The organism is Mesorhizobium sp. M0761, assembly GCF_040320205.1.
In the GTDB taxonomy this organism is placed as follows: Bacteria; Pseudomonadota; Alphaproteobacteria; order Rhizobiales; family Rhizobiaceae; genus Mesorhizobium.
Genome location: NZ_JAMYPF010000023.1, coordinates 77,666 through 93,786 on the forward strand (window position 1 = coordinate 77,666; position 16,121 = coordinate 93,786).

General features: G+C 63.1%; 15 protein-coding genes. 12 read left to right on the forward strand and 3 right to left on the reverse strand.

Annotated elements, in window-relative coordinates:
• Positions 1–44 precede the first annotated feature (44 nt).
• Positions 45–1,550 (reverse strand): UxaA family hydrolase, encoded by a 1,506-nt coding sequence (locus NKI32_RS27705; RefSeq protein ID WP_023728563.1) that lies wholly within the window; start codon positions 1,548–1,550, stop codon positions 45–47.
• Positions 1,551–1,807: 257 nt separating this feature from the next.
• Here NKI32_RS27705 and NKI32_RS27710 point away from each other — a divergent pair, with 257 nt between their 5' ends.
• The 5 genes from NKI32_RS27710 to NKI32_RS27730 all read left to right on the forward strand — a co-directional run bounded on the left by NKI32_RS27710 (position 1,808) and on the right by NKI32_RS27730 (position 6,150).
• Positions 1,808–2,710, forward strand: a complete 903-nt coding sequence (locus NKI32_RS27710) for a GntR family transcriptional regulator (RefSeq protein WP_353004558.1) — start codon at positions 1,808–1,810, stop codon at positions 2,708–2,710.
• A 210-nt stretch (positions 2,711–2,920) separates the two neighbouring features.
• Complete coding sequence (locus NKI32_RS27715) at positions 2,921–3,268, forward strand: hypothetical protein (protein WP_353004560.1); 348 nt, start codon at positions 2,921–2,923, stop codon at positions 3,266–3,268.
• 105 nt (positions 3,269–3,373) lie between these two features.
• Entirely contained in the window at positions 3,374–3,913 is a 540-nt protein-coding gene (locus tag NKI32_RS27720) for a copper chaperone PCu(A)C (RefSeq protein WP_023704234.1), read from the forward strand.
• Between the two features lie 39 nt (positions 3,914–3,952).
• Positions 3,953–4,471: a YcnI family copper-binding membrane protein gene (locus tag NKI32_RS27725; RefSeq protein ID WP_023700138.1), complete on the forward strand. Its 519-nt coding sequence runs from the start codon at positions 3,953–3,955 to the stop codon at positions 4,469–4,471.
• A 53-nt stretch (positions 4,472–4,524) separates the two neighbouring features.
• Positions 4,525–6,150: a copper resistance CopC/CopD family protein gene (locus tag NKI32_RS27730; protein ID WP_353004562.1), complete on the forward strand. Its 1,626-nt coding sequence runs from the start codon at positions 4,525–4,527 to the stop codon at positions 6,148–6,150.
• A 25-nt stretch (positions 6,151–6,175) separates the two neighbouring features.
• Here the strand turns inward: NKI32_RS27730 and NKI32_RS27735 are convergent, their stop codons facing one another.
• Positions 6,176–6,613 carry a VOC family protein gene (locus NKI32_RS27735; protein WP_353004564.1) on the reverse strand — a complete coding sequence of 146 codons (438 nt, stop codon included), beginning with the start codon at positions 6,611–6,613 and terminating at the stop codon, positions 6,176–6,178.
• A 206-nt stretch (positions 6,614–6,819) separates the two neighbouring features.
• Between NKI32_RS27735 and gnd the strand changes: the two genes are divergently transcribed.
• Entirely contained in the window at positions 6,820–8,247 is a 1,428-nt protein-coding gene (gene gnd, locus NKI32_RS27740) for an NADP-dependent phosphogluconate dehydrogenase (protein WP_353004566.1), read from the forward strand.
• 33 nt (positions 8,248–8,280) lie between these two features.
• On the opposite strand, the gene NKI32_RS27745 is transcribed toward gnd, so the two are convergent.
• A complete protein-coding gene (locus NKI32_RS27745) occupies positions 8,281–9,324 on the reverse strand; it encodes a LacI family transcriptional regulator (RefSeq protein ID WP_353004568.1) in 1,044 nt (347 codons plus the stop codon).
• A 392-nt stretch (positions 9,325–9,716) separates the two neighbouring features.
• On the opposite strand from NKI32_RS27745, the gene NKI32_RS27750 reads away from it, so the two are divergent.
• From NKI32_RS27750 to NKI32_RS27775, 6 genes are all read left to right on the forward strand, one after another.
• Positions 9,717–10,955, forward strand: coding sequence for an ABC transporter substrate-binding protein (locus NKI32_RS27750; protein WP_353004570.1), 1,239 nt, complete (start codon positions 9,717–9,719; stop codon positions 10,953–10,955).
• Between the two features lie 81 nt (positions 10,956–11,036).
• Positions 11,037–11,930 (forward strand): carbohydrate ABC transporter permease, encoded by an 894-nt coding sequence (locus NKI32_RS27755; RefSeq protein ID WP_023683029.1) that lies wholly within the window; start codon positions 11,037–11,039, stop codon positions 11,928–11,930.
• Positions 11,923–12,858, forward strand: coding sequence for a carbohydrate ABC transporter permease (locus NKI32_RS27760; protein ID WP_023669802.1), 936 nt, complete (start codon positions 11,923–11,925; stop codon positions 12,856–12,858). Before NKI32_RS27755 ends, NKI32_RS27760 begins: the two co-directional genes overlap by 8 nt.
• Positions 12,859–12,863: 5 nt before the next feature.
• A complete protein-coding gene (locus tag NKI32_RS27765) occupies positions 12,864–13,964 on the forward strand; it encodes an ABC transporter ATP-binding protein (RefSeq protein WP_023728557.1) in 1,101 nt (366 codons plus the stop codon).
• Between the two features lie 116 nt (positions 13,965–14,080).
• Positions 14,081–14,827, forward strand: coding sequence for a sugar phosphate isomerase/epimerase family protein (locus NKI32_RS27770; RefSeq protein WP_352510259.1), 747 nt, complete (start codon positions 14,081–14,083; stop codon positions 14,825–14,827).
• An 11-nt stretch (positions 14,828–14,838) separates the two neighbouring features.
• On the forward strand, positions 14,839–15,981 hold the full coding sequence (locus NKI32_RS27775; protein ID WP_352510260.1) for a Gfo/Idh/MocA family protein: 1,143 nt from the start codon (positions 14,839–14,841) through the stop codon (positions 15,979–15,981).
• The last annotated feature ends 140 nt before the right edge of the window (positions 15,982–16,121 follow it).

The window sequence follows — 16,121 nt, forward strand, 5'->3', positions numbered from 1 at the left end:
CCCCTTGTGAGCCGTCGTTGCAGCCCGTTTTTTTTCGTCGGTGGTTAGAGCGTCGCGCCGAGGTGCCACGGCACGAACTCGTTGTCGCCGTAGCCGAACGCCTCGCTCTTGGTCTTGCGGCCCGATGCCGTTTCGACGATGAGTTCGAAGAGTTCCCGGCCCATGCCGGCGATGGTCTTCTCACCCGAAGCGATGACGCCGCAATTGACGTCCATGTCCTCTTCCATCTGGTGGTACATGGTCGAGTTGGTGGCGACCTTGATCGACGGCGTGGGCCGGCAGCCGAAGCAGGAGCCGCGGCCGGTGGTGAAGACGATGATGTTGGCGCCGCCCGCCACCTGACCGGTCGCCGAGACCGGGTCGTAACCGGGCGTGTCCATGAACACCAGGCCACTGCCGGTGACCTTTTCGGCATAACCGAAGACGCCGTTGAGCGGGGTCTGGCCGCCTTTGGCCACGGCGCCCAGCGACTTTTCCAGGATGGTGGTCAGGCCACCGCGCTTGTTGCCGGGCGAGGGGTTGTTGTCGATCGAGGCGCCGTGCTTGGCGACATGGTCCTCCCACCATTTGACGAAACCGTCGAGCTTCTTGGCGATCTCCGGCGTTGCCGCGCGATAGGCGAGCAGATGTTCGGCGCCATAGATCTCCGTCGTCTCCGACAGGATGCCGATGCCGCCGACGCCGGCCAGGATGTCGACCGCCGCTCCCAGCGCGGGATTGGCGGTGATGCCCGACATGCCGTCGGAACCGCCGCATTGCAGACCGACGACGATCTCCGAGACCGGGATCGGCTCGCGCTGATACTGGCCGACTTCCTCGGCGATTTCGGCGAGCACGCCCATCGCCTTTGCGACCGATTTGCGCGAACCGCCGGCGTCCTGGATATTGAAATGGCGTTTTCCCGCCGCCGCACCCTTCTGGCCGTAAAGGGTGAGCTGGTTGACCTCGCAGCCGAGGCCGACCATCAGCGCGCCACCGAAATTCGGGTGGCGGGTGTAGCCGGCGAGCGTGCGGTGCAGCACCATCATGCCGTCGCCGGTGCCGCTCATGCCGCAGCCCTGGCCATGGACGATCGGGACGAAGCCGTCGATCCCCGGATATTTCGGCAACAGCACGCGGTTGGCCTCGTCGGCAATGGCGTGGCAGACGGTGGCCGAGCAATTGACGCTCGCGATGATGCCGATGAAGTTGCGCGTGCCGGCACGGCCATCGGCGCGACGATAGCCCATGAATGTCCGGGCGCGGTCAGCTTCGGTGGCGTGCTCCGCTTCGCTCGGCGGCACCACCGGCAGGCGGCCGGATTCAAAAACCAGATTGTGCGAATGGACGTGGTCGCCGGGCGCGATGTCCTGGGTGGCGCGGCCGATGGCCTGGGCATACTTGACCACCGCCTCGCCGGCGGCGATAGGCTTGATCGCCACCTTGTGGCCGGGCTCGATCAAGGCCGTGGCGACGGCGCCGCCGGGCAGAGGAGTGCCGATCTCGATGCGGCCATTGGCGACCGCGACATTGTCGGCGGGGGACAGAAGAATGCTGTTCGAGGCGTTCACGGGCAGTTTCCTGGGTCTGTTCCTGGGGATGCGCGGATTGACACGCGTCTGTTTACATATAATGTCTTTTATCGTGAAAAAACATTTGTGCGTCAATTGTTTTTTCAGGAGGAGACCATGCGTCCGATGGACGCTTGGCTTGTGGGGAGCGGCGTCTGACACGCAGAGCGTTTTGCCTTGCCGGGTGAGCGCCAGGACATATGTGATATCGCGCTTCAAGCCAGCCACAGCAAGCGCCGGCGCGCAACGGGGCAGGGATGTCGAAGAGCAACAACGTCTACAAGGACGCTTACAATAGGGGTCTGCGGCTGCTCGATGAGACGCAGAGCCTGCCGTCGGAGCCGGAGCTGGGCACTTTGCTTGGCGTCAGCCGTACCACCGTGCGCACCATTCTGGCGCACATGGAAGAGACCGGGCTGATCGCGTGGAACAAACGCAGCAAGACAGTGCTCAGGACGCCGAAGCCGGATGATTTCTTCCCCGAGGAGGAGACAGACACACTGGCCCAGATCATCGAGCGGTCGTTTATGCGCAGGTTGCTGGCCGGCGGTGCAGAGGCCGGCATGCAGATCAACGAGCTCGAACTGGCGCGCGAGATCGGCGTCGGCACCACCAGCGTGCGCGAGTTCCTGATCCGCTTCTCCCGCTTCGGCCTGATCGAGAAGCGGCGCAACAGCCACTGGGTGCTGAAAGGATTTACCCGTGCCTTTGCGCTCGAACTCACTGAAATCCGCGAGATGTTCGAGATACGCTCGGCGGCGGCCTTTGCCGCCTTGCCTGGGGATAGTCCGGTCTGGGCGGATCTCGACCGGCTGGAAGACGAGCACCGGCTTCTGGCAAGCGAAATCGCCACCCGCTTCAACGAATTCTCGGAGCTCGACGAGCGCTTCCACCGGCTGATCCACCGGGCGTCGCACAATCGCTTCATCGTCGACTTCTACGACGTCATCGCCATGATCTTTCACTACCACTACCAGTGGAACAAGGCGCAGGAGCGCGAGCGCAACGAAGTCGCGGTGAGCGAGCATCTCGCCTATATCACATCGCTCAAATCGCGCGATCTCGGCAAGGTCGACGCCGCCTGCCGCAAGCATCTGAAGTCGGCGCGCCACACGCTGTTGACGTCGATTCCGGAAATCGGCGGCCGCCCGGCTTCCTGACTGCGACGTCCGAAGGGAGGTTATGCGCACAAGGTCCTATGCATGCCCTTATCCCAAAACCGCTGCGCACTTTTGGGCGACAAGCATCGAACGCGCCGCGTTGCCGCAGCTATGGTTTGGCGATTTTCCGCCGGCATGCCGCGTGCTAGATATCCAAGCGTTGCTGCGTGAAGAGGCAGGTCTTTGAACTTCCGGCGTAAGAGATGGAGCATGACGGCCGCCTTTGTCGCGGCCTGTGTGCTGCTGCTCCAGTCGACGCTCGGCGTGTTTGCTTTCGGCATTGCGCCGGACGCCTCGCAACTCGACGCTTTCGGCAACGTCATCTGTACACATGAGGGGGCGGTCCAGTTTCCCGGCGGGGATCCGCACATGCCGGCGTGCTGCATGCTCGGCTGCAGCACGGCCTCCGTCGCCTATGCGCCGCCGGCAGGCGTCGGCGTGGCGCCGGTGAGCCTGTCTTTTGAAACAGTCGCGTTTCTCCCGCCGGCAGTCAGGCATCACGACGTCACGCGTGAGCGCTCTCCGGCCAATCCGCGCGCCCCGCCGCTTGCCGGCTGAAAAACCGCCGCTCGCTTGGCGTAACCCGCGCGGGCGATAATCATCCAATGATAAACACGTTCGCAGCCTAACAACGGCGCGACCTTATATTCATGGAGCCTACCCATGTTCCGTTTTCTTCGTGCCGGCGCGTTGCACCGCAGCACCCGTTTATTCAGCACTATCGAGCAGCGTCTCGGCAGCGCCCTGTTCGCCTTTGCACTGTTGTTCGTCGGCTCCCATTCCGTCCTTGCGCATGAATTCAAGGCCGGTGACATCGAGATCGAGCATCCCTGGTCGCGCGCCACGCCGGCCGGCGCCAAGGTTGCCGGCGGCTATTTCACCATCGTCAACAAGGGCAGCGCGCCAGACCGGCTGCTATCGATTTCCTCCGACATTTCAGGCAAGGCCGAACTGCATGAAATGGGGGTGAAGGATGGCGTCATGACCATGCGCCCGGTCAGTGGTGGCCTGGATATCCCGGCGGGCGGCAAGGTCACGCTGGGTCCCGGCGCCTATCACGTGATGTTCATGGATCTGAAGCAGCCCCCTAAAGAAGGCCAGATGTTTGCCGCTACGCTGACTTTCGAGAGGGCCGGAACCGTGACCGTCGAGTTTGCCGTGCAAGCCATAGGCAGCGCGCCACCCCTGGAAGACAACGACTGACCAATTATTGCCAATCAATTTTTTCGAGAGGGACCCATCATGAACAAGCATCATTTGCCGGCCGCTGCATTCCTCGTCCTGGGGACAAGTGCCGCCTTCGCCCATATCACGCTCGAAACACAGGAGGTTGCGGTCGGTTCGACCTACAAGGCCGTGCTGCGCGTGCCGCATGGCTGCGAAGGCAAGGCGACGATTGCCGTGCGCGTGCAGATCCCGGAAGGGGTGATCGGGGTGAAGCCGATGCCCAAGCCCGGCTGGACGCTGCAGGTCAAGAAAGGCAAGTACGAGAAATCCTACCAGCTCTATGGCGAGGCGGTGACCTCGGGCGTCAAGGAAGTCGACTGGAGCGGCGGCAGCCTGCCGGATGAATTTTATGACGAGTTCGTCTTCCGCGGCACGTTGGCCGCCGATCTGCCGGCCGGGCAAAAACTCTATTTTCCGGTGGTGCAGGAATGCGATGGCGCCACCACGCGTTGGATAGAGATTCCGGCGGCTGGTCAGGATGAGGATGCGCTGGAAGATCCGGCGCCCGGCCTCAACCTGCTGCCGAAGAAATGATGCATTGGCGGCGCGCTGCTTCGAAGCGGCGCGCCACTGTTTTGGTGGATGGCATGAACGTGGCCTGTTTTCAGCGGATAGAACGGACAGCCGGCAGGTGCTTCGGCCTGCTGGCCGCGATCCTGCTGCTTGCCGTCCTTGCCACGCCAAACCAGGCCTTTGCCCATGCGGCGCTGATCAAGGCCGAGCCTGCCGACGGCGCGGTTCTGGAGCGAGCGCCGACGCAATTTTCGCTGACCTTCAGCGAGCCTGTGTCGCCGCTGGTGCTGACCTTGGTGCGGCCCGACGGTACGCCTGTCGCTTTGACCTCGTTTCGGTTGAGCGACCAAACGGTTGAGATCGACAATCCACAAAAGCTCGGGCCGGGCACCCATGTCTTGAGCTGGCGGGTGATTTCCGCCGATGGCCATCCGGTCGGCGGCTCGGTGCTGTTTTCCGTTGGCGCGCCAAGTGCGGCGCCGGCGGTGGGGGAAGCTGTCGATATAGATTTGCGGTCAGCGATCTGGACCGGCAAGGTTCTTCTCTACATCGGGCTTTTCCTCGGCATTGGCGGCGCCTTCGCGCTGACATGGCTGGCGCAAGGCCAGCGCTCAGGCCAGCGCTTCGTCATTGCCGCCATCCTGTGCGGGCTGGTGGCAGCACCCCTGTCGCTCGGGTTCCAGGGGCTGGACGCGCTGGGCGCGCCACTCGCCCGGCTGGCGCAACCGGTGGTCTGGCGGACGGCGCTTGGCACCAGCTTCGGCTGGACGGTGCTGATTTCGCTGGCGGCGCTCGGGCTTGGCCTGCTGTCGTTGGTCGGATCGCGTGCTGGCGCCAGGCCGTTGGCGCTCGCCGGGCTGGCCGGTGTGGGTGCAGCCCTTGCCGCCAGCGGCCATGCCAGTGCAGCCGAACCGCAATGGCTGACGCGGCCTATGGTGTTCCTGCATGGCGCCGGCATCGCTTTCTGGGCTGGAGCATTGCTGCCGCTGGGCCGGGCGTTGAGCAGCCAATCGGTGGAAGCCGGGGCGTTCCTGCGGCGGTTTTCGCGCGCGATCATGCCCGTGGTGGTAGTGCTTGCCGCCGCCGGTGTGGTGCTCGCCATCATCCAGGTGCAGACACCGGCGGCACTGGTCAACACCGCCTATGGCCGGCTGCTGCTGATCAAGCTGGCGCTGCTGGTGTTTCTGTTCACGCTGGCGGCGGTCAATCGATGGCGGCTCACCGCCTTGGCCGGGGCCGGAGCGACAGAAGTGCGGCGACGGCTTAGCCGCTCGATCTCAGTCGAAATGCTGATCGTGCTCCTGATCTTCGGCGTTGCCGCCGGCTGGCGCTTCACGCCGCCGCCACGGGCGCTGGCCATCGCCGCGGCACAACCGACGTCGACCCATATCCACACTATGAAGGCGATGGCCGACATCGACATCACGCCCGGCCATACCGGGGAGGTCACCGCCTCCATCGTCATCATGGATGGCGATTTCGGCCCGCTCGACGCCAAGCAAGTGACGCTTGTGCTGTCCAAGCCCGATTCCGGCATCGAGCCGATAAAGCGTCCGGCGACCAAGCCAGGCGACGGCACCTGGCGCGTCGATAATCTCGTCATTCCGTTTCCAGGCCGCTGGACGGCGCGGCTCGATATTCTGGTTTCGGATTTCGAAGTGGTAAAGATCGAAGCGCCGATCGATATCCGCGCCGAGTGATATTCAGCCCGCCTGCGAAGGGCGCTCAGCCGAGTTCCTGGGCTAACCCGATGAGATGCCCTTCCGGCCCGCGGATGTAGCAGAGCCGATACACGTCCTGGTAACGGACGACTTCACCGGCCAGCTGCGCGCCACGCTTGCGGAGCCTTTCAAGCGTGTCGTCGATGTCGTCCACGGTAAACATGACGCGCAGGTAGCCCAGGGCATTGACCGGGGCGTTGCGGTGATCGGCGACGACCGTCGGCGTGAGGAAGCGGGAGAGCTCGAGCCGGCTATGGCCATCCGGTGTGCGCATCATGGCAATCTCGACGTGCTGATCGCCGAGCCCGGTGACACGTCCGGCCCACTCGCCTTCGATCGTCGCCCGCCCTTCCAGTTCGAGGCCGAGCTCGCGAAAGAAGGCAATCGTCTCGTCGAGGTCCTCGACGACGATTCCGACATTGTCCATCCGTTTGACTGCCATATGTTCAACCTATCGCCATATGTTCGATCGGCAAGGCGTCGCCTGGTCACCAATGGACCCTTCCTGACTCGGTCTGACACAACGCCGACGCAACACAATTCGGCGAGGCGGTTGACGTGGCCCGAAAGGCCCGTCAATCATCTCGCCGAAAAATGGGCATCCCGAAAAACGCGGCCTCAACAACATCCGAAAGCAGGGAAGAAACGATGGAAAAAGCCGAAATCGGCCTGATCGGCCTTGGCACAATGGGCTCCAACCTCGCGCTCAACATTGCCGAGCACGGGCACCGCATCGCCGTCTTCAACCGCACCAAGGCGCGCACCGATGCCTTCCTCGAAGGCGCCGGTTCGCTCAGGGACATGGTGGTGCCCTGCTACAGCCTGGAGGAACTGGCAGCTGCGATCAAGCCGCCGCGCCCGGTCATCATCATGGTGCTGGCCGGCAAGCCGGTCGACGAACAGATTGAAGCGCTGCGCGGCGTGTTGTCTGACAACGATATCGTCATCGATGCCGGCAACGCCAATTTCCGCGATACGATGCGGCGCTTTTCGGAACTGTCGGGCTCGGGTCTCACCTTCATCGGCATGGGCGTATCCGGCGGCGAGGAAGGCGCGCGCCACGGGCCGTCGATCATGGTCGGCGGCACCGAAGACTCTTGGAAGCGCGTCGAACGCGTGCTGACCGCGATCTCGGCCAAGTTCAAGGATGAACCGTGCGCTGCCTGGCTCGGCACAGACGGCGCCGGGCATTTCGTGAAAACCATCCACAACGGCATCGAATATGCCGACATGCAGATGATCGCCGAGATCTACGGTATCCTGCGTGACGGTCTCGGCATGGGGCCGAAGGAGATCGGCAAGGTCTTCGAGGACTGGAACAAGGGCCGGCTCGATTCGTATCTGATCGAGATCACCGCCAAGGTGCTGGCCGCTGACGATGCAAAGACCGGCAAGCCGGTGGTCGAAATCATCCTCGACCGTGCCGGCCAGAAGGGCACCGGCAAATGGTCTGTCATCGAGGCGCAGCAGCTCGGCATTCCGGCGACGGCCATCGAGGCGGCGGTGGCGGCCCGCGTGCTGTCCTCGATCAAGGATGAGCGGCAGGCGGCCGAAAAAGCCTATGGCAATATCGGCGTCACCAAGATCTCTGGCGACAAGGCGGCACTTCTGAAAGACCTGGAGCTGGCGCTGCTCGCCGGCAAGATCGCCGCCTATGCACAAGGTTTCGCGGTGATGAGCGCCGCCTCGAAGGAGTTCAACTGGAACTTGCCGATGCCGACCATCGCCAAGATCTGGCGTGCCGGCTGTATTATCCGCTCGCAGATGCTCGACACCATGGCGGAAGCCTTCGGCTTGGGCGGCGCGTCCACCAACCTTTTGATGGCGCCGGCTTTCACCACCATGATGCAGGAGGCGCATCCGTCGCTTAGGCGCACCGTTGCCAAGGCATCAGAAGCAGGCTCGCCGGTGCCTGCACTGGCGTCGGCACTTGCCTATTTCGACAGCTACCGCCAGGGCCGCGGCACCTCGAACCTGATCCAGGCGCAGCGCGATTTCTTCGGCGCGCATGGCTTCGAGCGCATCGGCGAGCAGGGGGCTTTCCATGGCCCATGGGGCAGCGGCGCTGCCGGCTAGGGTCAGGTGAGGCGGCCTCTCAGGTCGTGCCAGTCAGCCCTGATACGCGACGACGTCGCCTGGCTTGACCACAGTCTGCAAAGAGCCAGGTGCCGCGCCGCCTATCCAGCCCAGCACGGCGCGGGCAAGCTCGGTGCCGGCGAGGCGGAAGTCTTCGTTGACGATCAGCAACTCCCGGCGGAACAGATGCAGCAGTTCCGACGATTGCTTGGACACGACATCGACGTCGCGGCCGAGTTTCAGGCCGGCATCCTCGATGCCGGCGACAATGGCCAGCGTCGCTGCGGCGGCGCTGCTGACGAAACCGTCCGGCCTGACGTCGCGGCGCATCAACTGCGCGGTCCGCGTCCTGATCTGATCGATCGACTGGTCGATCGAAGCGGCGTTAAACGGCACTTCGCTGGCGTCGACCTCGCTCAGTGCGTCGGCAAAGCCATTGACCGTGTGGTCGTAATAGGTGAGCCCGACCGGCGGCGCTACCAGCGCCAGCCGGCGCCGGCCGACGCCGGCCAGATGGCGCACCGCTTCGGCGGCGAAGGCGTAATTGTCGAAGTCGTGATAGGGGTGGACAAGCCCCATATCGGTGCGGCCATGCGTGGCAAAGGGTATGCCGCGCTCCAGCATGTAGCGGGCGCGCGGATCGTTGGGCTGCGTGCGTGAGATGATGACGCCATCGGCCGAGCCGGACTCGACCAGATACTTTACCGGGTCCAGCGGATCCTGCGAGCGCGAGTAGGGCGTTACGATCAGGTGATAGGGTGTGTCGGCAATGACCTCCGAGACGCCGTAGATGATGTCCGAGACAAAGCTCATGATCTCGCGCTCGGTATTGAGCACGAGGCTGATAACATTGGTCTTGCCGGTCCGCAGGCGCACGCCGGCGCGGTTCGGCCGGTAGCCGATCTGCCTGGCGACGAGTTGAACCCGCCGCCTGGTCTCGGCGCCGATCTCGGGTGCATCCTTGAGCGCGCGCGAGACGGTGGTGACGCCGAGCCCGGTCATGAAGGCAAGCGTCTTCAGCGTCGGCCGCTCATGCGCCGACGCCTCGTCGTCCTTGTCCGTCTGGTCCCTGTCCATTCGTCCCGCCCCGTCAGGCGCATAGCAGCCGCCGGACCAGCCGACAATCGCTTCGATGACGACGTGGCACGGTTCTTCGCCGTCAGGCCTCAATATACTGAAACGTTACAGATTTCCAACATCGCAGCCCGTGGGTCTCTCAAGCCATGGTTTTGGCAGGGTTTTGGCGGCCAGAAACGTTGCGCGACAATCAGGTTCGAGACGGTTTTCTTGCGCTGCAGCATGATTTTGCAGCGCAGCACCCGGTTTTGCGCGGAGTTTGCCGGTTTGCACGCAACGAATTTGTTCGCGCCTCGAAAAAACATTCGAGCGCGTTTATCTCAGGGGTTGCACGCACCGCATAATTGCCGTATCGAAAATCTGTAACGTTTCAGATTCTGGGAGGAACCGAAATGCGCTGTAGACTTTTGACCGCTGCCCTTGCCGCGACGGCCGCGCTTCAGCTTGCCGGCCCGGCGGCCGCCACCGACCTGGAAGTCACCCATTGGTGGACGTCGGGCGGCGAGGCGGCGGCGGTTGCGGAATTCGCCAAGGCCTTCGACGCGACCGGCAATCACTGGGTCGACGGCGCCATTGCCGGATCCGGCGGCACGGCACGGCCGATCATGATCAGCCGCATCACCGGCGGCGATCCGATGGGCGCCACCCAGTTCAATCACGGCCGGCAGGCCGAAGAACTGGTGCAGGCCGGCTTGATGCGCGACCTCACCGATGTGGCCACCAAGGGCAAGTGGACGGAAATCGTGCGGCCGAAGAGCCTGCTCGACAGCTGCACCATCGACGGCAAGATCTACTGCGTGCCGGTCAACATCCACTCCTGGCAGTGGTTGTGGCTGTCGAACGAAGCCTTCGAGAAGGCCGGCGTGCCGCTGCCGAAGGACTGGAATGAATTCGTGGCGGCAGCGCCCGCCCTGGAAAAGGCGGGCATCATCCCGCTCGCTGTCGGCGGACAGGCCTGGCAATCTTCCGGCGCCTTCGACGTGCTGCTGGCGGCGGTCGGCGGCACCGACGCGTTCCTCAAGGTCTACAAGGACAAGGATGCCAAGTTCGCCGCCGGGCCTGAGATCGCCAAGGTCTTCAAGGCCGCCGACGATGCCCGCAAGATGGCGAAGAACACCAATGTGCAGGACTGGAACCAGGCAACCAATCTCGTCATCACCGGCAAGGCCGGTGGCCAGATCATGGGTGACTGGGCGCAAGGCGAGTTCCAGGTTGCCGGCAAGGTCGCCGGCAAGGACTATGCCTGCCTGCCGGGCCTCGGTCTGAACGAAGTGATCGCCACCGGCGGCGACGCCTTCTATTTCCCGCTGCTCAAGGACGCCGACAAGTCCAAGGCGCAGGAGGTGTTGGCAGAGACGCTGCTCGACCCCAAGACTCAGGTCGCCTTCAATCTCAAGAAGGGCTCGCTACCGGTGCGCGGCGACGTCGATCTCAACGCGGCCAATGACTGCATGAAGAAGGGTCTGGCGATCCTCGCCAAGGGCGCCGTCATTCCGTGGACTGACCAACTGCTTTCGCAGGACACCCAGAAGCAGAAGGAAGATCTCTTCGCCGAATTCTTCGCCAAGCCGGACCTGACCATCGAAGACGCGCAGAAGCGCTTCGCCGACCTCATCGCTTCGGCAGACTGACGTTGGAGGCAATACACCCCGCTCCCGGTCTTGCGAAAGCAGGGCCGGGATCGCACCGCCCTTACCCAGCCGGCTGACGAGATGAGCAAGAGCGAACGCCCCAACCCGCTGTTCCGCAACATCAATGCGAAGGTCGCCTCGATCCCGATGATCCTCACCGCGTCGGTGGTTTTCGTCGGCGGCACCGTCTGGACGGTGTTCTATTCCTTTACCAATTCGAAGCTGCTGCCACGGCTGAATTTCGCCGGGCTCGACCAGTATTACCGGCTGTGGGCGACGCCGCGCTGGCTGATCTCGATCGAGAACCTTTTGATCTACGGCGCGATCTCGCTGGTGTTCTCACTGGTCATCGGCTTCCTGCTTGCAGCGCTTCTCGACCAGAAGATCCGTTTCGAGGACACGTTCCGCACCATCTTCCTCTATCCGTTCGCGCTTTCCTTCATCGTCACCGGCCTGGTCTGGCAGTGGCTGCTCAATCCGGATTTCGGCATCCAGCATGTGGTGCGGGACCTCGGCTGGACGAGCTTCAACTTCGACCCGCTCTACAATTCCAGCATCGTCATCTACGGCATTTCTATTGCGGCGCTGTGGCAAGGCACCGGGCTCATCATGTGCCTGATGCTGGCCGGCCTGCGCGGCATCGACGAGGACATCTGGAAGGCGGCGCGGGTAGACGGGATCCCGATGTGGAAGACCTATCTGTTCATCGTCATCCCGATGATGCGGCCGGTTTTCATCACCACGCTGGTCATCATCGCGTCGGGCATCGTCAAGGTCTACGACCTCGTCGTCGCCCAGACCAGCGGCGGCCCCGGAATCGCCTCCGAAGTGCCGGCCAAATATGTCTATGACTACATGTTCTTCGCACAGAATCTTGGCCAGGGCTTTGCCGCCTCGACCATGATGCTGCTCTCGGTGGTGATCGTCGTCGTGCCGTGGGCCTACCTTGAATTTGGAGGCAGGAAGCGTGGCTGACCCGGCCGTCCCTTTGCCCGCCAGCGCGGGTGCCGCCGAGCGCGAAGCCTCCGGGCCGCGCGGGCCGAAGCCGCGGCATGTCTTCTCGCGCCGCAATATCTTCCTCTATGGCACGCTGATCGTGGTGGCGGTCTACTATCTGCTGCCGCTCTACGTGATGGTCGTAACCTCGCTCAAGGGCATGCCCGAGATACGGATGGGCAATATCTTCTCGCCGCCGCTCGAAATCACGTTCGAACCGTGGGTGAAGGCGTGGGCGACCGCCTGCACCGGCCTCAATTGCGATGGGCTTTCGCGCGGCTTCTGGAATTCGGTGCGCATCACCGTGCCGTCGGTGCTGCTGTCGATCGCGATCGCCTCGGTGAACGGCTATGCGCTCGCCAACTGGCGCTTCAAGGGCGCCGACACATTCTTCGTCATCCTGATCGTCGGCGCCTTCATCCCCTATCAGGTGATGATCTATCCGATCGTCATCATCCTGCGCGAGATCGGCCTCTACGGCAGCCTCAGCGGCCTGGTGATCGTCCATTCCATCTTCGGCATGCCGATCCTCACGCTTTTGTTCCGCAACTATTTTGCCTCGATGCCGGAAGAGCTGTTCAGGGCGGCACGGGTCGACGGCGCCGGCTTCTGGGGCATCTTCCTGCGGATCATGGCGCCGATGTCGCTGCCGATCTTCGTCGTCGCCATCATCCTGCAGGTGACCGGCATCTGGAACGACTTCCTGTTCGGCGTCGTCTACACCCGCCCCGACACCTATCCGATGACGGTGCAGCTCAACAACATCGTCAATTCGGTGCAAGGCGTGAAGGAGTACAACGTCAACATGGCCGCCACCATCCTGACCGGCCTTGTGCCACTCATCGTCTACTTCATTTCCGGCAAGCTTTTCGTGCGCGGCATCGCCGCCGGTGCGGTGAAAGGGTGATGGCGATGACGGCAGCCAACGGCACCAGCGTTTCGATCCAGGACCTGTCCCTGAACTTCGGCTCTGTATCGGTGCTGCAGACCCTCAATCTCGAGGTCGCAGAGGGCGAGTTCATCGTGCTGCTCGGTCCGTCGGGCTGCGGCAAGTCGACCTTGCTCAACTGCATCGCCGGGCTGCTCGATATTTCCGAAGGCCGCATCTTCATCAAGGGCAAGAACGTCACCTGGGAAGAGCCCAAGGATCGCGGCATCGGCATGGTGTTCCAGTCCTATGCGCTTTATCCGCAAATGACGGTGGAGAAGAACCTGTCGTTCGGCCTGCGCGTTGCCGGCGTGCCCAGGGACGAGATCGCCAAGCGCATCGCCCGCGCCGCCGAGATCCTGCAGATCGAGCCGCTTTTGCAGCGCAAGCCCGCGGCCTTGTCCGGCGGCCAACGCCAGCGCGTGGCGATCGGGCGGGCGCTGGTGCGCGACGTCGACGTCTTCCTGTTCGACGAGCCACTATCCAATCTCGACGCCAAGCTGCGCTCGGAACTGCGCGTCGAAATCAAGCTCCTGCATCGCAAGCTGCAGAACACCATGATCTACGTCACCCACGACCAGATCGAGGCGATGACACTGGCCGATCGTATCGCGGTCATGCGCGGCGGCGTCATCCAGCAGCTCGACGCGCCGCAGACGATCTACAACCGGCCGGTCAACCGGTTTGTCGCCGGCTTCCTCGGCTCGCCGGCGATGAATTTCCTCGAAGGGGAGCTGGAGGCCAGTGCTGCTCCAGTGTTCAGGACCGACGGTGTTTCGGTGCCGCTCGATCGCTATACCTTTGACGGCACGGAGCGCCCGGCCGGCGCTTGCGTGCTGGGCATCCGGCCTGAACATATCGCTTTCGGTGACGCTGCAAAGTCGATGCCGTTTTCCGCCGGCGGTTCGGTCGAGATCGTCGAGCCGATGGGTTCCGACACGCTGGTGTGGACGAAGCTTGCCGGCCGCAACCTCTCCTTCCGCGTCGAGGCGGAACGGACGCTGCGCAGCGGCGATCCGATCCAGTTCGGTTTCGATCCGGCGCGCGCCTCGCTGTTCGACGCCGCGACCGGCAATCGCCTGTGACCCTCTAGAATCATCCGCAAACCATCCTCCCAAGAACGATCCCCCTAAAACGATCTCGCGAAAACGATCCCCCGAAAACATCCCCAAGCCTTCCACCCAAGAAACGGACAGAGACGATGAACTGGTCATTCCAACTCTACAGCGCCCGCAATTTCCAGCCGTGGGAAGGCATCCTGAAAATGCTCGGCAAGCTCGGCTACAAGGAAGTCGAAGGTTTCGGCGGCGTCTATGACGACCCCACGGCGTTCCGCGCCGAACTCGACAAGAACGGGCTTTCGATGCCGACCGGACATTTCTCGATCGATGCGCTGGAGAATGATTTCGACGGCGTACGCAAAACAGCCGACGCACTCGGCATCACGCTCGTCATCTGTCCCTATCTGCTGGCCGAGCAGCGGCCGGCCGACGCTGCCGGCTGGCGCGGCTTCGGCGAGCGTCTGGCCAAGGTCGGCGAGACCGCAAAAAAAGCCGGCTACGGCTTTGCCTGGCACAACCATGATTTCGAGTTCAAGACACTCGCCGACGGCTCGGTGCCGCAGGATCACATCCTGTCGACTGCGCCCGACATCGGCTGGGAGATGGACGTCGCCTGGGTAGTCCGCGGCGGCGTTGATCCGCTTCCGTGGATCGAAAAGCACGGCAAGCGCATCAGGGCCGTCCATGTCAAGGACATGGCCAAGTCAGGCGAAGGCCTTGACGAGGACGGCTGGGCGGATGTCGGCCACGGCACCATCGACTGGGCCGGCCTGATCAAGACACTTCGGGCGAAGAGCGCGGCCAAATATTACGTCATGGAACAGGACAACCCCAACGATATCGAGCGCTTCGCCAGCCGCTCGCTCGCATCCGTCAAGGCTTACTAGGAACAATCATCATGGCAAAGAAACTGGGTATCGGCGTCATCGGCTGCGGCAACATCTCGAAAGCGTATTTCTCGCTGGCGCCGCTGTTTCGCGGCATTGAGATGCGCGCCTGCGCCGACATCAACATGGACGCGGCCAAGGCACGGGCGAAGGAGTTCAAGCTGCGCGCCGAGACCGTCGAAGAACTGCTCAAGGATGACGAGATCGACATCATCGTCAACCTCACCATCCCGGCGGTGCACTACGGGGTGTCGAAGCAGATCCTCGATGCCGGCAAGCACGTCTATTCGGAAAAGCCGTTCGTGCTGTCGGTCAAGGAAGGGCTCGACCTCAAGAGCCGGGCCGAGAAGAAAGGGCTGCGCATCGGTTCGGCTCCGGACACTTTCCTCGGCGGCGCGCACCAGCTGGTGCGCAACCTCATCGACACCGGCGCGCTCGGCAAGATCACCAGCGGCACCTGTCATGTGATGGGCCACGGCATGGAGCACTGGCACCCCAATCCCGATTTCTTCTTCCAGCCGGGCGCCGGGCCGGTGCTCGACATCGGGCCTTACTACATCACCAACCTGATCCAGCTGATCGGGCCGGTGAAGCAGGTGGCGGCCTTCGCGACGACGCCTGCCAAGGAACGCACGATCTCGTCGAAACCGCGCGCGGGCGAAAAAATCCCGGTCAACACGCCGACGACGATCCACGGCCTGCTGGAGTTCGAGAACGGCGCCGTGGTCACGCTCAACACCAGCTGGGACGTCTGGGCGCATGGTCATGCGCCGATGGAACTCTATGGCGAGACGGGCACGGTGTTCGTGCCGGATCCGAATTTCTTCGGTGGCGACGTGCGCATAACCAAGGCGGCAAAACCGGTGAAGAAACTGCCGAAATGGCAGCATCCGTTCGGCGTGCCCAACGAAATGCACGGCCAGGGCATGATGGCCAACTACCGCACCGCAGGCCTTGCCGACATGGCGCTGGCGATCGCCGAGGGCCGGCCGCATCGTTGCTCGATGGAGCTCGCGCTGCATGCCGTCGACGTCATGACCGGCCTGTTGCGGTCGGGCGAGACCGGCAAGTTCGTCGCCATGCAGACCAGCTGCGAGCGGCCGGCTGCACTCGGCGTCAAGGACGCAAAAGGACTGTTGGCGAAGCAGAAATGAGGTAGAAGGGTGTGGGGGGGGGCGACCCCCCCGCCCAACAAAAAAACCTGAGATGAGAACACGCCGTGCGTCATATAAAAATAACCAAGACGCCGGCCATAAAGAGAGGGGTATTCGGGGTGGGCGGGGGGGTGAATTAA